The sequence below is a fragment of the Vibrio sp. Isolate23 genome (genome assembly GCF_022398095.1).
Classification (GTDB): Bacteria; Pseudomonadota; Gammaproteobacteria; order Enterobacterales; family Vibrionaceae; genus Vibrio; species Vibrio coralliilyticus_A.
On sequence record NZ_JAKEUV010000001.1, the window covers coordinates 1214604 to 1234522 of the forward strand.

Genomic DNA, 19919 nt, shown 5'->3' on the forward strand with positions numbered 1-19919 from the left:
AGAGCACACAGCACAAGGATGTGTGCTAGCAGGTTTACTCCGCAACCCCACCCTGAGTGAGTTTTGCCGGGTCAAGCAGGCGCTCAAGCGTTTCACGGTCAAGATCGGTTGCTTCCTCCGCAACATCAATAATCGCACGCCCTTCTTTGTACGCCTTCTTAGCCACCTCAGCCGCTTTCAAATAGCCAATCACAGGGTTGAGTGCCGTCACCAGAATCGGGTTTTTCGCTAATGCGACTTGAAGGTTGTCTTCACGGACGTTGAATGTTGCGACCGCTTTGTCGGCCAGTGCCATCGCGCTGTTGGCCAGTAGTTCGATGCTTTCCAGTACATTATGAGCGATCACTGGTAGCATAACATTGAGCTGGAAGTTACCAGATTGCCCAGCCACTGTGATGGTTGTATCGTTACCGACAACTTGCGCAGCTGCCATGGCTGCTGCTTCAGGGATCACTGGGTTCACTTTGCCTGGCATTATCGAAGAGCCAGGTTGCAGGCCTTGAAGCTCAATTTCACCCAAGCCAGCAAGTGGGCCCGAGTTCATCCAACGCAGGTCATTCGAGATTTTCATGATAGCTACAGCAGCCGTTTTGAGCTGACCGGAAAGAGCGACCAAGGCATCCTGACTGCTAAGGTTGTAGAAGAAATTTTCACTAGAGGTGAATTGCAAGCGCGTTGCCTGAGAGAGATTATCTGCAAAGGCTTTAGCAAATCTAGGGTCTGCGTTAATACCAGTTCCCACAGCGGTGCCGCCTTGCGCTAATGCTTTCACGTTCACTAGGCTTTGTTCTATACCATTTCTTGCTTGCTCCAGTTGGAATTGCCAGCCACCAAGCTCTTGATCAAATGTCACTGGCATGGCATCCATCAGGTGCGTTCGGCCAGTTTTTACTACATGGCCAATTTCATTGCGTTTATTCTTCAACACAGTAATGAAATGATTTAACGCTGGGATAAGCTGCTGTTCAGCCATTAATGCAGCACTGACCTGAATTGCGGTTGGGACAACATCATTACTACTTTGCCCCATATTGATGTGGTCGTTTGGACTGACATCACCACCAAGAATATCGCTGGCCAGAGTGGCGATCACCTCGTTGGCATTCATGTTCGAACTTGTGCCAGAGCCAGTTTGAAATACGTCAATCGGGAAATGTTCTAAGTGCTGACCATCAATAATAGTTTGCGCCGCATCAGCAATCGCATTGGCGATGTCGCCTTCCATTAAACCTAGTTGAGCGTTTGTCAGCGCTGCGGTTTGCTTTACGTATGCCAAGGCCTGGACAAATGCAGCAGGCATTTTGTGCTGACTGAAATGAAAATTATCGACTGCGCGTTGAGTCTGCGCTTGATAGAGAGCGTTAGCTGGTACTTTTACTTCACCCATGCTGTCTTTTTCAACACGGAATGTTTGCGGGGCAGAAGGTTGAGTCATTGGTGATCCTTTTTAATCTAGTCGTGCGGCGTTTGAATTCGCTTTAATTGTTGTTGTAGGTGTAAGAACTTAATGTCGCCATCGTCCCATTGGTAGTAGTAGCGCTTTAAGCATAGTAAGGGAGTATGAATGGCGTCGAGGCAGACCCGCCTGAAGGTACGACTTCTTATCGGATCTTGAATCGCTTCAATTAAATGAGCGTAGACTTGACGAAGGAAAAACTCACATAGCAATGGATTTTCATTCTCTGAGCCATGTTCATAAAACGACGATAACGTCATCGCCCAATGAATATAATCATGAATGACATCTGGTTCGAATCCATAAGGCGTGTAGCGATCAATGAATCTGTCTTGCGCTTTAAAGAATGCATTGTAAAGTGGTTTTTGGTTATCCATACTGACCTCAACTTATTGTAATGATAATTATTATCGTTTTTATTGGGTTGGATCAACCCCGTTTGATGATAAAAAGTAAACTGACCATAGGTAGAAACCGACTTAACAAAAATAAGTTCAGCAGGGTCGGTTGGTTTAACCCAAAGAATTGTCAGCGGATTCATAGTGATGCGTTTACACTAAAAACTGGCAGTAATCAGTAAGGTCGTACTTTGCTTACAGACAAAAAACTCACGTTTGCCACGGCAAACTTGTTCAATTTCATTGAGCCTCCTGGTGCATTTTATGACTTTGAAAATATCTATGAAGCGGAGGCTTGGGAATCCAAGTGTCGCTGGACGAAAAACGCGATTCAACAACTGAATGCAGACATCGTCGGGGTGCAAGAAGTCTTCAGTATTGATGCTGCAAAAAGGTTATTTGAAGGGATAGGTTACCAACACTTTGCTTGCGTGGATCGGCCTAAAATAGAGAGCGAGTATGTGTATTCTCAGCCCGTGGTGGCGATCGTCTCTAAGTACCCCATTCTGAGTTTAGCGCCGGTTGAGCCGCCACTTTCAATGTTAGAGGGCTATTCTGCCCCTATACCCGAGTTCAGCCGCAAACCTGTCTGCGCGGTTATCAATGTGCCAGATATTGGTGAAGTCGCGATTTACGTTTGCCATTTGAAATCGCAGAGAGCGACAGAAGCCGACAATGTTGAAAAGAGTCATCCACTCATCGGACAATGGTTATCTGCCCAGCAACGAGGTTGGGAAGCCGTAATGTTGCGTCTCTTTATGGAACAGCAGTATGCGAGACACCCGATCCCTACCGTATTAATGGGCGACCTGAATCAGCCGCTGACGAGTGATCTTTGCGGTTGGTTGACTAAAAATGTTGAAGAGGAAAGGGATCGGCTGAAATTACGCGATAGTTGGGACACTTTCAAACCTGAACATCTAAGTGCGCTGCGGCCAGCCACTCATTACCACTTTGCAAAGGGAAATGTGTTGGATTACATACTAATGTCTCAGGAGTTTCAGCCAGACTCTCAGTATTCGATGGCAGAGGTAACAGCATACACAACGCTTGATGCCCACTTGATTAACCCCAGCTTTGAGCTCGACAGACAGGCTAGTGATCATGCATTTATCGCCGTTACCGTCCGGTTTGTGCTTTGATCTCTTTGAATGGCGATTTCAGTTATATCCAGCGTCGAACATGACGGCAATATTCCTGATACTCTCTTCCAAACTTTTTCGTCATCTCTTTCTCTTCAAACGCGATATACCATTTGTCTGTAATGATGATAAATGAGGCCGCTATTGTTAATGTCATTAATGAGCCTCCTAGCATGATGGCAAAGCCAATAAGTGCAATAGCCAAGCCTAGGTACATAGGGTTACGAGTGTATTGAAACACACCTTGTGTGACGATTTTATTGGGTTCTTCAAATGTCATGATGTTGGTCTTTAGCTTTTGGAATAATCGTTTTCCTGCGCTGGCCAGTCCTAAACCCAAGCAAAAGAGAAGAGCGCCTATAAGATTTAGGGGGTAAGGAATGAGGTCTTCAGTTTCCATGTACCAGTGTAAAAATATCATTAATATAATGAATAGAAAGAACATTTTGGGAGGAAGAAGTTTTTTCATATCGAGTTCCTTTTTTGTGAGAACTCATATTAACTGGGCAAGTGTATGGCTGCCTTTACCTATGTTAAGCCCATTTCTCTTCTTATACGGGACAAAGTGACGTCCGTAATGCCTAAGTACATTGCGATATGTCGAAGTGGTATTTGGTGACTATCCTGTTCAAATTCTTGTAAGAATGCGAGATAACGTTCTTTTGCCGATAACATTAAAAAGCTGGCTTCTCGTTGCTCTTTTTTGATCACAAGGCGCTCGTAGAGACGGCGTAAAAATATTCCCCAGCTTCGATGGCTGTCCGCTAGGTAAAGCAAATTCTTATATGTGATTGAAGCAGTTAAGCATGGAGTGAGGGCTTGGGTATAAAAAGGGCTGGGGCTACCGTCGACAACGGTACTCACACTGGCAAACGCTCCGCCAATTCTTACTAATGACTTGTTTCGCTCGTTACCATCGTGATCGATATAAAAGTATCGCCCAATGCCGTCGATAACAAAATGAATTTCAGGAGGAAAGTCACCCTGACAAAATATATAGTCTTTAGGTTGGTAGGCATTAAAATGAATAAACTTCTTCGCTAAATCCAGATCGGATTGGTCGAAATCTTCAAGTTGTCGAAAGACAGTGTACAGCTTCTTTGTCGCTTCAAAATCCATGCTAACTTCACGTCCTAGGTTGAAAGGTCAACAGCCCTAGTTGTAAAAGAAAAATCCCCTCGCATCAATGCAAAGGGGATAGAAGAGAGAATGGAGTGAAATTATTTTGACTTTCTTTGCTGCTCTTTTCGGGCAAGCTTCTCTTTTCTGCGCTGAGCGATGACTTGATCCGCTTCACCACCTACGTGGGTTTCCCCTCGCTTCTTAGCAAGCTGGACTTGCTTTTCACGCTCACGGAATCGAGTTTTTTGCTCATCAGTATGCTTGTCAATGCATTTAGGACAGCTGACACCTTTTTCATACGCCTCTGACGCCATGTCTTCTTCAGTAATGGGCAGACGGCAAGCATTACACATATCGTAACCGCTTTTTTCCAACTGGTGATTTACCGCTACACGGCCATCAAATACATAACAATCACCTTCCCACAGGCTTTCTTCTTCAGGGACTTCTTCAAGGTATTTAAGAATGCCGCCTTCTAAGTGGTACACTTCTTCAAAGCCTTGTTCCTTCATATAGGCGGTAGACTTCTCACAGCGAATCCCGCCGGTACAGAACATTGCCACTTTTTTGTGCTTCGCTGGATCCATGTTTTCAGCGACGTATTCAGGAAACTCACGGAAAGTCTCCGTTTTTGGGTTAACGGCATTTTTGAATGTGCCAATTTCGATTTCGTAGTCATTACGTGTATCGACTACGAACACTTCAGGGTCAGAGATGAACTCGTTCCACTCATTAGGTTTCACGTATGTACCGACTACGTGGCGCGGATCAATACCTTCCACCCCTAAGGTTACAATCTCTTTTTTGAGCTTAACTTTGGTACGGTTGAATGGTTGGTTTGCGTCGAAAGACTCTTTGTACACTATGTCTGCAAGGCGAGGATCTTGTCTAAACCAAGAAAGAAGGGCATCAATGCCTTCACGGCGAGCCGCAACTGTACCGTTGATCCCCTCATTTGCTAATAATAGCGTGCCATGGACTTCGTGTTTCTCCATCAGAGCCTTTAGTGGCTCGCGAAGTTCAACATAATCTTCAAGACGCACAAATTTATAAAGTGCGCATACTACGTAATCTGTCATGTTTTATCCTTTTAGCGAACTGGAGCGTAAATCCAGAGCTTTTTGTAAAATTGCGCGAAGTATAGCGAAGAGTACCCACGACAAATACGGACAATTTTTAGGGATAAAGGAAGGGGGAGTGCCTGAGCTAGTAGAAACAATGAAGTGGTCAGCTTATGTTTGAGCTTACATATATTCTGTAAGTCGTCATTATGTTGCTCATTTTTCTTGTATCGTAACTCACTATTGGACAAAGACCTGTTACGCCCGTCCGCCATCGACACGTCCATGCACAGTTACTATTTGAAATCTGGAGTTTTGAATTATCTCACTGAAAGGGAAGTGAAATACTGTGACAATGGGGATAGATAAATTGTTTGGAACAATTAGATGGAACGACTGAAAGAGTCTCCTTTAGAGTCAATAGATGACATAGAGAACGTCATTAAGAAAGCAGAGTATCGTGAGACGGTAAAACTTTCTTCAGAGGCTATCTCAAAAAGGCACGGAGCCTTAAAAGATGCAGCATATTTATCAGTTAGGTCTGATATCAGATAATTGTCTATCACCTTAATATTTTAATTATCCCTATTACTAACTCACATAGATATACAAAAGGCAAGATTGACACCTTGCCTTTCTCATTACTTATACCAAACGTCAGCAAGTACCTCTGCCTGCTCAAGAACAAGCTTGATTGCCTCTTCTGCTGCATCTGCCGGATACTTCCCGCGGCGCAACAGTCGGCATACTAGGTTACGCATACGAGCGCGGACGCTTTCACGCTTCTGCCAATCGACAGTCGCTGACTTACGTAACTGCTGGGTTTGAGCGCAATACCTTGGCTTCTTAGATTATGAAAGTGCTCATCTCGCACAGCCTTGTAGCGCGGCATATCGATGGCTTGTTGAAAATGCTCGGCGAGTATTCTTTCACATTCAGGGTCTTGGACGCCGATGAATTGTTGATAGAAATCATCAGTGATGGCTAAGCCTTGCTCGGTGGCGGCGTACTGCCAACTCTGTTTGTAGATAGACTCGGTGTCGAAGTACTGCCAACTCTGTTTGTAGATAGACTCGGTGTCGAAAATCAGTCCATCCATATCAAAAAGTACAGCTTTTAACATTGGTAGAGCTCCTACGTAGGGTGTAGAGCGGCTGACATTGATTATGTTGTTATACCCAAGCAACCTCGAATCCTTTTGAAGGTAACTTGGGTATAAATAGCGTTAGAATGGGCTCTCTTTGCCGAGTTCATTGCAGATGTCGACAATAGCAAGCGAGAGCCCTGACTTAATGATTTGTTGTTGACGTTGCAGTTGAAGCTGATAAAACTCAAGGTCGATATCGTCATCTGGTTCGCTGACTTCGAGTTGTACCATACCCATCTTCTTCACCAAGTGCAGTTTTTTGATTGGCTCTAGAATATTGGGGTCTGTGAACTCGTAATCAGAAGCGTCACTATTGAGTTGGTTTTTGAGTTTGATGATGTCTTCGATGTCGTGATAAATGTCATCGGGAAGCACACCTAAGCCAAACAATAACTTCAAACGAACAGATAGATCGCCCAGCGGTCCTGAGTCTTGTAGCAGCGGACCGACCACAGATTGGACAGCGAAGTTATCTTTACGAAAAATTCTTTGCACTAGCCCATCGATCGAATCGTTAAATACGTCGACGGTTGCAATAAAAAAGCTTCGTACCGAAGGTGCGCTGTTTAATCGCTCAATGATCTCGGTTTCGTTGATGTTATCTGCCATATACTGAATACATTTCTAATTATTAGTATCCCCATCTCTTTAAGTGGATAAGGATATAGAAGGGGAGCCAAGCTCCCCTAGGTAAATCAAAGTTGGTTGTAAAGTGTCTCGATTTGAGCCACTTCAGCACTGTCTTCTGCAAGACCTGTGTATGTCGCTAGCGTCTTCTTCACACCCACTTCTTTTAATAAGGTTTGCAGTTCTACTGCTTGTGGGTCGGTGTCGTTAGTGTACTTCAACGCAGCAGCAATGCCTTTCAAAAGAGTTTTATTTTCAGTGCCATACTCAATTGTACCGAGTAAAGGCTTCACTAATCTATCGTTCGCCCCCAATTTACGAATTGGTTGGCGACCAACACGATCAACTTCATCAACTAAATAAGGGTTGGCAAAGCGACCTAGGATCTTTTCGATGTAAGCATTGTGCATGTCGCGGTCAAAACCGTAGCGTTTGATCAGTACTTCTCCGCTTTCTTGCATCGCTTGTTTTACTTCTGCATGAATGCTTGAATCTTCAATTGCTTCGCGAATAGTGCGATGTCCTTTCAAGCAACCTAAGTAAGCGGTAATGCAGTGACCCGTATTCAGGGTGAACAGCTTACGCTCGACAAACGCCATTAGATTGTTGGTTCTTTCCATGCCAGCGATATCAGGGATTTCACCTTTGAATTGCTGTTCATCCACAATCCATTCACTAAAACTCTCTACCGTGACTTCTAGTGGGTCATCGTTCGCGGCTTCTGCTGGTGGTACGATGCGGTCCACTGCGGAGTCGACGAAGCCAACTAGCTCGTCTGTTTTCGCGTGTAATGATTCATCCAAATGTTTGTACACTTCACCTTTTAGGTGAGTCGTGCCACGAACCATGTTTTCGCACGCGATGATGTTCAACGGTTTTTCGTTGCCTGCCGCAAAACGCTTTGCAATGCCGGTCGCGATGGTTTTTGCAATGATGTCCAGTACGTTGGGACCTACGGCAGTTGTTACCAAGTCAGTTTTTACAATGCGATCGATGACATCTTCGCTGGCGGAGTTAACAGCGGTGACGTGGGTTACGGTGTCAATCTGGCATTCCGTACCGACCACTTTTACTTTGTATTCTTGTTTGTGGCTAAGTTGATCAACCAGTGGAGCGTCAACGTCTGCAAATGTGACCTCGACTTCTGCATCTGCCAATAGTTTTCCGATGAAGCCGCGACCAATGTTACCTGCGCCAAAATGAACTGCGTTTTTCATAATTCTTACATACCAATGTCTGAAATGTTGACTAAAACGAATCTAGGGTGAGGCCAACCGCATAGGGGGTGACAGCTGACCTCGGTTTGCTCAGGAGCAAATTAAAAGGAGTGATTAAGCCGCTTGCTGACCACCAAGGATGTTCAGAATCTCTTCTACATCGTTGGTGCTAGTTAGCTTCTCAATTGCCTCCGGCTCATCGAGCGCGTTTGTAATGGTGGTAATCACCTGGATGTGCTCATCGTTCTTAGCGGCAATGCCGATAACCAGTTTTGCTACATCATCGTCGTCTTCAGTAAATTGGATACCCGCAGGGTATTGGCAGATTACAATGCCTGTTTTCTTCACGCGGTCTTTCGCTTCTACGGTACCGTGAGGTACTGCGATAGATTCGCCTAGGTAAGTTGGAACCAACGCTTCACGTTCAAACATCGCGTCTACGTATTCTGGTTCTGCGTAGCCAAGTTCAACCAATTTGTTGCCTGCAAAGCGAATGGCTTCTTCTTTGTTGGCTGCTTTCAAACCTAGGTGAATGTTCTCACGTTGAATTTGGAATACAGATGGTTGTTGTGGCTCAAAGCTGTCGTCGTTCGCCGCCATGACGGAGACTTTTACCATTTGGTCGTCATTGGCTGCGGATTGGTTTTGTGCGGCTAGTAGTTTGGTAACTAGCTGGTTGTACATTTCGCTATCTAGGAAGTTAGTCAATGAAATGTGGTGTGCGTTTGGAGCATGCTTACGTGCACGATCCGTTAAGTCTTTATGAGTAATCACGATATCTGCACTCTCTGGTAAGCTGTTAATGGCAAGGTTGGTTACGTGGATGTTCAGACCTGCGTCTTGAACCTTTTTGCGTAGCATGCTCGCGCCCATTGCGCTCGAGCCCATGCCCGCATCACAAGCGACAATGATGCTTTGTACTGTCGCTAGGTCTACGTCACCTTTGCTTTGGCTGTTTACCACCGCATCGTTTTTAGATGCAGATTTCATGTCTTTCATTTGTGATGTTGCTTTTTCTAGTGCTGCTTCATTACCGTCTTCTTCTGTTGACGTTTGAGTCTTCATTAGCAGCGCTGCTACGGCGAATGACACGCCTGTTGCTGCTGCGATAGACGCTAGAACACCAACGATTGAACCTTTCTGAGTCATCAACAAGATTGCAAAGATTGAACCTGGTGATGCTGGAGAAACGATACCTGCGTTAAAGATAGTTAGAACGAATACGCCAGTCATACCACCTGCGATAGCCGCAAGGATTAGGCGAGGGTTCATTAGGATGTATGGGAAGTAAATCTCGTGGATACCGCCGAAGAAGTGGATGATTGATGCACCACCTGCCGTTTGACGAGCCGTACCTTTACCAAACACCATGTAAGCCAGCAGGATACCTAGACCAGGGCCTGGGTTTGCTTCGATTAGGAAGAAGATCGATTGACCTGTCTCAGACGCTTGTTGGATACCCAGTGGAGAGAAGATACCGTGGTTGATCGCGTTGTTTAGGAACAGGATCTTCGCAGGTTCAACGAAGATTGAAGTTAGTGGTAGTAGGTGAGCAGAAACTAGGAAGTTAACGCCTGCCGCCAAGCCACCAGAAAGAATTTTTACGAATGGACCGATAAAGATGAAAGCAAGGATCGCACATAGCATGCCGATGATGCCCGCAGAGAAGTTGTTAACCAACATCTCGAAGCCACTTTTTACTTTACCATCGATGTAGTTATCGAATTTCTTGATAGCCCAGCCGCCCATTGGGCCGACCATCATTGCGCCCATAAACATTGGGATGTCTGTGCCGACAATCACACCCATTGTTGTGATTGCACCGACTACCGCACCACGATCGCCACCAACTAATTTACCACCGGTGTAACCGATAAGTAGTGGCAGCAAGTAGGTAATCATTGGGCCAACCATAGAGGCTAACGTTTCGTTTGGTAGCCATCCAGTTGGGATAAATAGAGCAGTGATAAAGCCCCACGCGATAAACGCGCCGATGTTTGGCATTACCATGTTTGACAGAAAACGACCAAAATTTTGTATCTTGATCTTGGCATCTGGTGATATCATAACAATTCCCCGTTCGATGTTCTGATGAATCTTGTTGTAGTAAACGGTTCGCCAAAACCGTTTGTTTGATTGCTTAGTACCCAATCAATTTACCACACATTTTCCAATTGGAACTGACAACGGGTTTTTCGTGATCTACGCCCGCATTTCTTAGGCTGAGAAACGGTTTTTAAGTGAGCAAGTTCAACTTATTAACTTGTAACTTAATAACAAAAAGCCACTTTCAAATCTGTCAATAAAAATCTTAGTGATCAATTCGATCTTCTGACAAATTTAAAATCAAAATACTTTGTGACTTTGATCACTTTTGATTTCTTTTGAAATTCAAATTAAATGCCAGTGACGATCGATGTCACATTTTGTGTTGATTTGGTCTGGATATAAAATGTGATCTGAGTCGGTTTTGGTGTTTTGTGAAAGTTTATGACGGAATTAGTGTGAACAATGTCATTGTAAGTTTTCGATAGAATATATTTATCAGAGTCTTTTCAGCGCACTTTACGAAGTATTCTTAATTAACAGATAGAGGGATAAAAGCTAGTTACTACAGTTGTGTCGATTGCGACCCCGATCAAGTCACTACAGGTAGAGAAGTGGAACTCAGGAGCGTGTTTCGGTTGATTTTAGGGGGCACATTTGCACATACTGTCAATGTTCGCGCCAACTAGTTTTTGGACAAAAGCGTGTTAGGATGTCGGTTGTATCAGGTGAATTTCGGATAAAAATTTCTATGGGGTAACGCTCGTATATGGGGCAATTATGAGTGCTTTGGCTTGTTAGAAGTTTTAGTTTGCAAAGAATTGCCCCACTTTTTTGCTATTTTTTCAGTTTGCTCAGCATCAAGACCTAAACTTACCTGAGAACTCCAAACCTCCAGGCCATCGAATTCTTTGATAGTAATTGTAAACATTACATGCCCCAAATTATCGCATGTAGCCGATATACCAAATTCACCTTCAATAGAAGCCTATTCTTGAGCGCTATCCCAGCCGGTAAACCCAAGAAAGTGGCTATTATTGTCTACATCAGAAAGATGGTTTTCATCCTGAATTCTATGCTCAGAGGGGGAAGCAAATGGCAACCGGTATCCCGGCGGCCTGTCCCCACAAGAATCCCCATATCTAATGGATGATGAATGCGAAGCTATAAACTATTTATAGCATTGCACTAAAGTGCACATTTCTGTCATTGAAGATATACAGGTGAGTACCTCCTCTGTCCCATGTTTGGTCATCGTCAATAACCTCATCTCCATTTACCGATATAAAATGAATATTAACGCTCTGGGTGTATAGTCCTTGCAGATTTAAATATCCGAAAATGACATCCAAAACCGCCTGATCATTCACCAGAAAGCTGGTTTGAGTTGCCAAGTTTCGGTTGACTAACTCCTGACGAATATTGGCTGCAATCTGATCGTGACTGGGCTGGCCATTTACAACATCTGTCGTTTGCAAAATGGCATAGATCAAGCAGTTATTTCCAAGGCCAGAAGTGTGAGTAAGTTTTAATTTAGTTTTTGCTTCAGCTTTTTCTTGTTTTTCGTTAGTAATAGTAACACTGTCTGCATTCAAAAATTTAGTAAGATCTCCAGAGACTCCACAAAATTCCAATAACATTCCAGGATCCACTCTCAGCTTAGATTTTTCTAACTGAGCTTTTATTGCCAATACCTGTTGAATGGTTGATAAGCTTTCGTAAAACAGTCTGGTGTTTTCCCTTCGTGTCGATTTGGAAGCTCGTGTCCTGTCTATTGCTATTTTAATTATTGCGTCTAATGAATTTGCCTTACGCATATCGACAACCCCATCGGGAGCACCTCCGAGAGTAACTTCTTTTTTCCATAATTTTTCTTGCGACAGAATATGTCTTACGTAGTGGAGAATGTCTTCAGGGGATTCCGTTAATGCTATAAGCAAGAGGGATTGAATAAAGTCACCCAACGTTGCGAATGTTCTAGTAGTACCGTGTACACCCCACTCTTCTGCTATTGCTCGCTGATTTTTCAGATTGGCATCTTTTAGATGATTCACTCTGTAACTGTCACCGACACCTCTGCTTTTTTTCGTGGGCTTACCTTCAAGTGTCAACACCCTGTCATTGTCTTTTATGAACCCTGCAATACCATTTCTAATGTGAAAGGTTGGACGCCTTAGTGTTTTGATACCTGAGTGAGCTTCAAGTGCGACAAAATCTACGCCATCAGTAGCAACAGCAGTTACGCTGTGATACTTGCATGAAGCTTCGGATTCGCCATAGATGCCCAATGCGCCTTGAGTGTAAGTATGAGAAATTTGTGTTCCAATATTAACCTCTTGTTGTACTTCATCCTTGAGTTTTTTCTCATCCATACTACATTGCAGAAATTGAGCAAATAAGGCACAGTCGTTATTGATCAAGATATATTTTTTATCCTGGTAAATAACCTGATAGGCAATACGAAGAAAATCGTCCTGTTTTTTTGCCCCTTCTAATTTTGTGAATAGTCTTACTCTTGGTCGCCAACGATTTACGAGGTCAATACCCTCTAAGACGACTTGGGTGTGTTCATAAAGCTCAGCAGGTTCGGGAGCCTTTGCAGTCTTTAGACCATAGAGAACTTCGCGATTTTGTTTATCAACAAAATAGAGGCCATTTGCACTTCGTTCGTATTGTTCATCATCATCGGATAGACTTCTGCTGGAAGAAATGCTGCTGGAGCTGTCGTACCTTTGCAGAGGGTTTGTATTTGGCAGTGGTTCAGAATTTGAGCGGTTCCTATTCATGCTATGCACCTTTGAAATCGATCCTGAAATCGCAGGAAATGAAGATTCTTTTGAAAACAGTCTATTCCGAACTTCCGCAAGAAACTCGGTGAAAACGACATTATTCAAGGTGGTTGTCACCTTTTTAGCTTTTAAGCCGCATTTCTGCTTCACTAAGCTAGTGAACGCTTTGTAGTGGTTTAATGATCCCGGACACCATTTAATAAAATCTAATTGGGACAGACGCCCTAAGCACCCTAAACAAAGGGGCTTAGGCGCGAGTAATAAAGTTAAAGAAAGCGCAGAAGGCAGGCGCGCAACATACCTGATCAGACAGTCCAATGTCATGTTCAAACAACAGCTATCATCAACATGGTGTGTGTTGCAAAGTCAGGTCTGCATTCTCACGGCGGACCTTGGGAATGAGAGTGATTCCCTAAACAATCTGTATAGATAATTTTTGTTTACAGGCTGCTACTTAACAGCTTTTAGGCGGAAAGTGATTAAGGAACAAATCTTCGGCGCCCAGCGATAGCAGCTGAGCTGATTCAGGCATCTGTCGTCACACAGTCACATTTGATTGTGCGTATCAGCGATGATAGGACAGTGTTTATGTCGTTATGTGTTGAACAAATGCACCAAACCAGCCGTGTCTGATTAAGAACGTTCCGTTGCATCATACAAACATAGTCCCGTGTAACTCACTTTGGGGCAAAAATGTTTCAGCCAGAATTGGCTGAAACGAATATGCACTATACAAACAATGCTGCAAAAGATTGCTCTCTTTTAATTGAGCTCAAGATAGAGGATAGAGAGTCAAGCATTGCCTCATGTACAAAATTACCCATGCTTATGCGTTTTACACCTAGAGTTTTCAGTTCTGAAAAGTTAGGTAATCCCGGAAAACACATCACATTTATCGGTAGAGAGGTACTATCGACAACGGATTTGATATCATCTTTTTTATTGATACACGGTAGGAAAATGCCATCAGCACCTGCTTGTTGATATCTATTAATTCTTTCGATACTTGCTGCAAGAGGATCTTTAACATTAAGTAGAAACACGTCACTTCTGATATTAATAAAAATTTCAAGACCTGCTTTATGAATATGTTCTCTAACCTTTCCTAATGTTTTGCCGAAAAGAGCGCTATCACACAAGATTCTTTCACCGTCTACCACGACACTGTCTTCTATATTGACTCCGACAACTCCAACTTTAGCTAACTCAATAACATTTTTTGCTATGATTTCAGGTGTATCCCCATATCCAGATTCAAGATCTACGGTCAAAGGCAGTTCTGTAGATTTGACAATAGCTTCTACAACCGACAGAAGATCTTCGAAGTGGATACTTTCTCCATCTGCCTTTCCAAGGTTATTCGCTATAGCTGCGCTAGAAGTACCAATGACAGAAAACCCAACATTTTCGGCAATCTTCGCGCTTGGTACATCCCATACATTACAAATAACTATCGGTTCGTCCATTTTATGCATATTCTTGAACACGTCTCATACCTCAATTTGCTGTTGTAGTGAATAATTTCAGGCAAATGCTATCAACGGAACGAAAGAAACGTTCGCTGTTTTCGGAACTGAATAATAAATATTGAAATTGAAGAATATTTAGTCTTTGTTCTACTGTACATCTACAAAAACTGAAAAAATTTTGAGTGCATGTCGAAAATAGCCAAGCGCAAACGTCCTTGAGTATGAAAGAACAAACCAAAAGGAAACTTAAGATGAAATACATGCTTTTACTTTATGCTGCACCAGATCAAGAACCAGCATTTGGTACCCCCGCATTTGACAAGATGATGGAAGACTTTGCCCTCACGACGGAGACTTTTGAAAAGGATGGGGTGCTTGTTGGCGGAGAGGGTTTACAGGATGTTGATACGGCAACTTCGCTGCGGATTAAATCTGGCAAGGTAGAAACTATGGATGGGCCTTTTGCTGAAACACGTGAACATTTGGGTGGATACTATATTGTTGATGTCCCCGACTTGGATGCGGCACTGCGATGTGCAGAAATCATTCCCGTGGCTAAGCTTGGTACTATCGAAGTTCGCCCTTTGTTAGATTATAACGAAGTAGGTTAGTGTATGAACCAAGCCTCGTCAAAAGCAATTGCCGTTGGCCATGTGATTAATGATGTCTTGAGCAAAGACAGAGGGCGGCTTTTGGCGGGGCTTATTTCACGCCTTAATGATTTTCAATTAGCCGAAGATGCTCTACAGGAAGCATCAATTGCAGCATTGAAACACTGGACGCGATCTGGCCTGCCGCATAACCCAGCAGCTTGGCTGATGAGAGTTGGATTAAACAAGGGAGTAGACCATATTCGTTCGGCGCAACGAGATGAGAGAAAGGTTCGAGATATGGTTGACAACTTCATGGGTGGTGAGGAATACGGTGTTCCCGAAACGATTCCGGATGAACGTTTGCGCCTTATTTTTACCTGTTGTCATCCAGCCTTGGAAGAAAAGTCGCGTGTCGCTCTAACCTTGCGTACGGTTTGCAATTTGACGACAAAGGAAATTGCTGCTGCTTTTCTTGATAGCGAGCAAACCATGGGGCAACGCTTGTATCGAGCAAAGGCCAAAATTAAAGCTAAAGGAATTGGGTTCACTATTCCAGAAGCAGATAGATGGTATGAGCGACTGGAGACGGTATTAACAACCATTTATTTGATATTCACCACTGGCTATGTCAGGGAGGATGAATGTCCACGCTTGCTATGCCAAGAGGGTATCTTTTTGGCTAGGCTTCTTGACAAGCTGCGACCCAATGATCCTGAAATTGAAGGTGTACTTGCCTTAATGTTACTTACGGATGCGAGACGTAAAGCTCGAATAAATGCAAGTGGAGTGATGGTACCTGTCGAAGAACAGGACACTAGCCTATGGCAGAAAAACAATATTGATGAAGCTCATCTTCTCCTTTCTAATGCCATCAAAAAAAGACAACCAGGGCCATTTCAGATCAAGGCTGCGATAACAGACTGCCACATGATGAAGCCTAGCCCCGATTGGGAACAAATGTTTTTGCTTTATCAATCGCTATGGCAATTCGAGCCCACTTCGGTTATCGCCTTGAACTGGGCAGTCGTGATTGCGGAGACAGGTCACCCAGAACAGGCGCTTACAAAGTTGGATGAGTTAAAAAAAGACCTTACAGATTACCAACCTTGGTATGCGAGTCGTGCGCATATTCTTAGTCAATTAGGACAAAAAAGAGAGGCTAGCACTTTTTACAAACTGGCCATTAAAAGAGCGCCAAGTGCGGCAACACGTAAGTTCTTGGAGTTGAGATACGAGACGTTACAAGTTGATTAACATGGTTCAAACACCAAAAAATAAAGCAATCTGCCTAGGCTGACAGATTGCTTTATGACTAATCCCTCTTATGGCTTTAGTTTTAGTACCTTGTCGATGTCATCGGCACTATGGCGCTCTGGTAATTGCTCCCATTCTTCACCCATAGTACGGTTGACGATACGACCACGTTGAACGGCCTCACGAGCTTCAATCTGTTTTGCCCAACGCACAACATTCTCATAGGTATGGACCTGTAAAAACTCAGCGGCATCGTATGCCTTGCCTAACACTAGATTGCCATACCATGGCCAAATCGCCATATCGGCAATTGTATATTCCTCACCCGATACGTAAGTGTTTTTAGCAAGTTGCTTATCCAACACATCTAACTGGCGTTTTACTTCCATAGTAAAGCGGTTAATTGGATATTCTTGTTTTTCATCAGCATAAGCATAGAAATGACCAAACCCGCCGCCTAAAAATGGGGCAGAACCTTGCGCCCAGAATAGCCAGTTAAATGTTTCTGTTCTAGCTGGGCCACTTTCAGGTAAAAACACACAGAACTTCTCAGCAAGGTGAACCAGTATCGATGCCGATTCAAACACGTTAATTGGCTCATCACCCGACTTATCCACTAAAGCAGGAATTTTTGAGTTTGGGTTTACCGAAACAAACCCCGATGAGAATTGGTCAGAGTCACCGATATTAATGATATGAGCATCATATTCTGCTTCTTGAATACCATGTGCTAAAAGCTCTTCAAACATAATGGTAACTTTTTGACCATTTGGCGTGCCTAATGAGTAAAGCTGAAATGGGTGCTCACCAACGGGCAGTTCTCTTTCAAATCTTGCTCCTGCTTCTGGACGGTTTATATTTGCCCATTGATTACCTGAACTTGGTTCATTTTTCCATACTTTAGGTGGTACGTATTCGTGAGTCATTGTTCTTCCTTATCCAAAAATGATATCCGGCACTAGGTTAGATGGTGGTGGTGCGAAGAGATAAAAACCCTCCATTATCAGATTATTAGAACCTTTGGTTATTGCAAATCGGTTAATTGAATAATGGGTTGCTAATGTAGATAGACTTTAGAGGAGCAATCAACTGATATTGCCCCCTTTATCTGTGGTGTGGCTAAGCTTGCTTAAGATGTTCAAGTGCAGAGTGTAGCGAGGGAAGAATATAATGCCCTAACGCCTTTACGTCTGCACAAGGCTCCACCAAGTCGGGAATTTGATAAGTGGTCATGTTGGCAGCGACCGCACTTTTGACTCCATTATTGGAGTCTTCGAATGCAATACAATGCTGAGCTTGGACGTTGAGACGGTCGGCGGCGAGTAGGTAAATTTCCGGATCGGGTTTACCGACTGAAACTTCACAGCCACAGGTTAGACCATCGAAATATTGGTCTAAGCCTGCCAAGCGCAACTTAACCTCTGCGATATCACGGTGAGTCGAGGTGGCAACCGCCGTCGGAATTTGGTTCTCTCGTAGCCATTTCAACAGTTCGACTACGCCTTCTTTCACTGGTATCGGTTGGTGTTTGACAATAGCATCATAATTACGACGCCATTCATCATGAAGCTTATCAAGATCGTCTCCATAGGCGGCACGAAATATCTTTTCTATACCGGCAGCATTACGCCCGATGATTGAGAGATAGACGTCTTCATAAAAAGGTAGGTTGACGTTAACACAAGCTTGTTTGAATACGCGCATGCATACACGCTCTGTGTCTAACAGTAGGCCATCCATATCAAAGATAGCGGCTTGAATTTTCATAGGTACAGCTTAATCCTTAACAGTTAGGAAGCCCATTCTGGCACACATCATAATTATAGTAAAAGTGCTGACCTAGACGTGGGTTTGTTGAATGTGAAGGTTATAGGAAGGAAAGTGATGAGTAGGCTGAGGGTGATTAAACAATTAAAGGTCTGATATTTACCAGACCTTTGTCATTTTAGCGGAAATTACAGCATCCACATTCTTGCTGCGCGCGCCGGAATGTTAAACGTATGATAGCGTGAGCTAACCACAGTGGTATCACCTGTTAGCGTGTCTTTATACGAAACGTTCCAATTGAACTCATGTTGGTAGGTGTCCACAGTAACGGACTTCGCATCGCCACACTTGTTGATGCCGACTAAGCCTTCCTTACCACGTTTGAAGACAAGCGTGCAGTGGTCACTGTGTAAGACGGTCATTGATTTACCCTGCATTGAGTTGTGGAACTTGAGCATGTTAATCATAGTGGCGTCTTTCCAGACGTCAGCCCAACGACCGTTATCTTTGTCTTCACTGTCTGGTAGTTCATCACTGTAGACAAGTGGCGTGCCACCGTCTTTCCCCAAAACGTATGCGTAAGCTAACTGCTCATCCTTCGGATCCATGATTTGATAACGGAAGCCATCATTGGTTGGAATGTCATGCGTCACGGTGAAAGTAATGGCGCGCGAGCTCTCTAACGCTTGACCGTAGGCTTGAGGCTCATGAAGTTGGTTTAATCCGCCACCGAAAGAGAAAGCACCGCGAATAGAAGCGAACAGAGGAAAATCGTAAGCGGCGTGATTGGTATTGTTCAGGTAAGGCGCCAAAAAGGCTTCATAGCCACTGTCGCCCTTACCACCACTGGTAATTACTTCACCAAAAACATGCATCCCAGACGTAATATCTGATGTAAAAATCTGATCGATCTGGTACTGACTCATATGTTTGACAGCATCGATGCGGAAGCCTTTGATTCCCATCGATTTAAGTGCCTGAAGGTATTTCTTCTGCTGTGACACCACCCAGTTATTTGGATCTAAATCTGGTAATCCGGTATCGCCATTGTCACCACAAAGTCGCCAGTACTGAACGTGGCCTGGATCGTTCCAGTTGGTGATACAACCTGCCGGATGAAAGTCATTGCCAGAGAACAGGTTTTGGCTTAAATCACCAAAAAGCGTCTGATTCGCATAGTAACTTGAGCCCGCAGAGTAGTCGTTGAGCACTTCAGTGCCGGGGTAATTCAGGTCGCTACGCTTCGACGCTTCGTTGGCCATATGATTCAGAACAACATCGGCATAAACATCTACGCCTTGCGCTTTAAGTGCAGCGATCATCGATTTTAGATCTTGTTTGTTACCGAGTGGTGAATCGATGACACGAAAATCCTGAGGTTGATAACGTGCCCACCATTGGCTACCACTTGATTTCATGGCGGGTGAAATCAGAACTTTTTTGAATCCGTTTGCGGCGATTTGCTGGGCATTATTCGTGACATCCGAATATTTCCAGTTAAATGCATGTAGGATGGCGTCGGCATAAGTAATTTGAGGTACGCTGAGCGCAGCAGTGGCAGCGAGTAAAGTTGTTATATTTTTCATAGGGTGTTTCTCGTTATTGATATTCACACTAATGATATTTTTGTGGCTTGCCATTAGTAGTGCTCGAAGTAGAAGGCTGAATTGCGGTCACACTCTGTAGGGGTTCAATTTATAAAATTTCTAGTAGAGTAGAACTTTGTGATATATCAGTTCACTTTTTGAACTAATCGTTCAAAAGTTATACAAAGTGTCGGTTTGAGCACTTTTTTATATCGTTGACGAATCCGTCATTTGTTATTTGTTGA

At 43.8% G+C, this 19919-nt stretch carries 17 protein-coding genes and 2 pseudogenes; 3 read left to right on the top strand and 16 right to left on the bottom strand.

Translation table 11 applies throughout. The features are described from left to right. Positions 1 to 34: 34 nt before the first annotated feature. Positions 35 to 1435 (bottom strand): class II fumarate hydratase, encoded by a 1401-nt coding sequence (locus L1D31_RS05425; RefSeq protein ID WP_239836034.1) that lies wholly within the window; start codon positions 1433 to 1435, stop codon positions 35 to 37. Between the two features lie 17 nt (positions 1436 to 1452). Beyond that, the gene (locus tag L1D31_RS05430; protein ID WP_239836035.1) at positions 1453 to 1833 is read right to left on the bottom strand and encodes a hypothetical protein; all 381 of its coding nucleotides are present in this window, start codon (positions 1831 to 1833) and stop codon (positions 1453 to 1455) included. Positions 1834 to 2045: 212 nt separating this feature from the next. On the opposite strand from L1D31_RS05430, the gene L1D31_RS05435 reads away from it, so the two are divergent. Next, positions 2046 to 2996 (top strand): endonuclease/exonuclease/phosphatase family protein, encoded by a 951-nt coding sequence (locus L1D31_RS05435; protein WP_239836036.1) that lies wholly within the window; start codon positions 2046 to 2048, stop codon positions 2994 to 2996. 22 nt (positions 2997 to 3018) lie between these two features. Here L1D31_RS05435 and L1D31_RS05440 read toward each other — a convergent pair whose 3' ends face one another. The 11 genes and pseudogenes from L1D31_RS05440 to L1D31_RS05490 form a co-directional block, all read right to left on the bottom strand. Then, positions 3019 to 3465 carry an isoprenylcysteine carboxylmethyltransferase family protein gene (locus L1D31_RS05440; RefSeq protein WP_239836037.1) on the bottom strand — a complete coding sequence of 149 codons (447 nt, stop codon included), beginning with the start codon at positions 3463 to 3465 and terminating at the stop codon, positions 3019 to 3021. A 59-nt stretch (positions 3466 to 3524) separates the two neighbouring features. Then, positions 3525 to 4115, bottom strand: a complete 591-nt coding sequence (locus L1D31_RS05445) for a Crp/Fnr family transcriptional regulator (RefSeq protein WP_239836038.1) — start codon at positions 4113 to 4115, stop codon at positions 3525 to 3527. A 101-nt stretch (positions 4116 to 4216) separates the two neighbouring features. After that, the gene (locus tag L1D31_RS05450; protein WP_239836039.1) at positions 4217 to 5197 is read right to left on the bottom strand and encodes a rhodanese-related sulfurtransferase; all 981 of its coding nucleotides are present in this window, start codon (positions 5195 to 5197) and stop codon (positions 4217 to 4219) included. A gap of 623 nt (positions 5198 to 5820) precedes the next feature. Beyond that, a pseudogene (locus L1D31_RS05455) lies at positions 5821 to 5997 on the bottom strand (type I restriction enzyme endonuclease domain-containing protein); the annotation flags it as partial. 2 nt (positions 5998 to 5999) lie between these two features. Further along, a pseudogene (locus L1D31_RS05460) lies at positions 6000 to 6302 on the bottom strand (hypothetical protein); the annotation flags it as partial. A gap of 102 nt (positions 6303 to 6404) precedes the next feature. Then, positions 6405 to 6935 carry an MltR family transcriptional regulator gene (locus L1D31_RS05465; protein WP_239836040.1) on the bottom strand — a complete coding sequence of 177 codons (531 nt, stop codon included), beginning with the start codon at positions 6933 to 6935 and terminating at the stop codon, positions 6405 to 6407. Positions 6936 to 7021: 86 nt separating this feature from the next. Next, positions 7022 to 8170, bottom strand: a complete 1149-nt coding sequence (locus tag L1D31_RS05470; protein WP_239836041.1) for a mannitol-1-phosphate 5-dehydrogenase — start codon at positions 8168 to 8170, stop codon at positions 7022 to 7024. A 114-nt stretch (positions 8171 to 8284) separates the two neighbouring features. Continuing rightward, a complete protein-coding gene (locus L1D31_RS05475; RefSeq protein WP_239836042.1) occupies positions 8285 to 10237 on the bottom strand; it encodes a PTS mannitol transporter subunit IICBA in 1953 nt (650 codons plus the stop codon). A gap of 757 nt (positions 10238 to 10994) precedes the next feature. Beyond that, entirely contained in the window at positions 10995 to 11198 is a 204-nt protein-coding gene (locus L1D31_RS05480) for a hypothetical protein (protein ID WP_345772831.1), read from the bottom strand. 193 nt (positions 11199 to 11391) lie between these two features. Then, positions 11392 to 13002 (bottom strand): hypothetical protein, encoded by a 1611-nt coding sequence (locus tag L1D31_RS05485; protein ID WP_239836044.1) that lies wholly within the window; start codon positions 13000 to 13002, stop codon positions 11392 to 11394. Positions 13003 to 13733: 731 nt separating this feature from the next. Then, positions 13734 to 14492: an isocitrate lyase/phosphoenolpyruvate mutase family protein gene (locus tag L1D31_RS05490; protein WP_239836045.1), complete on the bottom strand. Its 759-nt coding sequence runs from the start codon at positions 14490 to 14492 to the stop codon at positions 13734 to 13736. 233 nt (positions 14493 to 14725) lie between these two features. Between L1D31_RS05490 and L1D31_RS05495 the strand changes: the two genes are divergently transcribed. Then, the gene (locus L1D31_RS05495) at positions 14726 to 15085 is read left to right on the top strand and encodes a YciI family protein (protein WP_239836046.1); all 360 of its coding nucleotides are present in this window, start codon (positions 14726 to 14728) and stop codon (positions 15083 to 15085) included. 3 nt (positions 15086 to 15088) lie between these two features. Beyond that, positions 15089 to 16321 (top strand): DUF6596 domain-containing protein, encoded by a 1233-nt coding sequence (locus tag L1D31_RS05500; RefSeq protein ID WP_239836047.1) that lies wholly within the window; start codon positions 15089 to 15091, stop codon positions 16319 to 16321. Positions 16322 to 16389: 68 nt separating this feature from the next. Here the strand turns inward: L1D31_RS05500 and yghU are convergent, their stop codons facing one another. The 3 genes from yghU to L1D31_RS05515 form a co-directional block, all read right to left on the bottom strand. Continuing rightward, complete coding sequence (yghU, locus tag L1D31_RS05505) at positions 16390 to 17247, bottom strand: glutathione-dependent disulfide-bond oxidoreductase (RefSeq protein WP_239836048.1); 858 nt, start codon at positions 17245 to 17247, stop codon at positions 16390 to 16392. Positions 17248 to 17440: 193 nt separating this feature from the next. Beyond that, positions 17441 to 18088, bottom strand: coding sequence for an HAD family phosphatase (locus L1D31_RS05510; protein ID WP_239836049.1), 648 nt, complete (start codon positions 18086 to 18088; stop codon positions 17441 to 17443). Positions 18089 to 18276: 188 nt separating this feature from the next. Next, positions 18277 to 19674 (bottom strand): alpha-amylase family protein, encoded by a 1398-nt coding sequence (locus L1D31_RS05515; RefSeq protein WP_239836050.1) that lies wholly within the window; start codon positions 19672 to 19674, stop codon positions 18277 to 18279. Positions 19675 to 19919 lie beyond the last annotated feature (245 nt).

Excerpts from the sequence above, each read along its gene's own strand:
- L1D31_RS05470 (WP_239836041.1), bottom strand. The coding sequence starts at position 8,170 with ATGAAAAACGCAGTTCATTTTGGCGCAGGTAACATTGGTCGCGGCTTC.
- L1D31_RS05440 (WP_239836037.1), bottom strand. The coding sequence starts at position 3,465 with ATGAAAAAACTTCTTCCTCCCAAAATGTTCTTTCTATTCATTATATTA.
- L1D31_RS05485 (WP_239836044.1), bottom strand. The coding sequence starts at position 13,002 with ATGAATAGGAACCGCTCAAATTCTGAACCACTGCCAAATACAAACCCT.
- L1D31_RS05510 (WP_239836049.1), bottom strand. The coding sequence starts at position 18,088 with ATGAAAATTCAAGCCGCTATCTTTGATATGGATGGCCTACTGTTAGAC.
- yghU (WP_239836048.1), bottom strand. The coding sequence starts at position 17,247 with ATGACTCACGAATACGTACCACCTAAAGTATGGAAAAATGAACCAAGT.
- L1D31_RS05475 (WP_239836042.1), bottom strand. The coding sequence starts at position 10,237 with ATGATATCACCAGATGCCAAGATCAAGATACAAAATTTTGGTCGTTTT.
- L1D31_RS05500 (WP_239836047.1), top strand. The coding sequence starts at position 15,089 with ATGAACCAAGCCTCGTCAAAAGCAATTGCCGTTGGCCATGTGATTAAT.
- L1D31_RS05450 (WP_239836039.1), bottom strand. The coding sequence starts at position 5,197 with ATGACAGATTACGTAGTATGCGCACTTTATAAATTTGTGCGTCTTGAA.
- L1D31_RS05445 (WP_239836038.1), bottom strand. The coding sequence starts at position 4,115 with ATGGATTTTGAAGCGACAAAGAAGCTGTACACTGTCTTTCGACAACTT.
- L1D31_RS05495 (WP_239836046.1), top strand. The coding sequence starts at position 14,726 with ATGAAATACATGCTTTTACTTTATGCTGCACCAGATCAAGAACCAGCA.
- L1D31_RS05425 (WP_239836034.1), bottom strand. The coding sequence starts at position 1,435 with ATGACTCAACCTTCTGCCCCGCAAACATTCCGTGTTGAAAAAGACAGC.
- L1D31_RS05430 (WP_239836035.1), bottom strand. The coding sequence starts at position 1,833 with ATGGATAACCAAAAACCACTTTACAATGCATTCTTTAAAGCGCAAGAC.
- L1D31_RS05465 (WP_239836040.1), bottom strand. The coding sequence starts at position 6,935 with ATGGCAGATAACATCAACGAAACCGAGATCATTGAGCGATTAAACAGC.
- L1D31_RS05515 (WP_239836050.1), bottom strand. The coding sequence starts at position 19,674 with ATGAAAAATATAACAACTTTACTCGCTGCCACTGCTGCGCTCAGCGTA.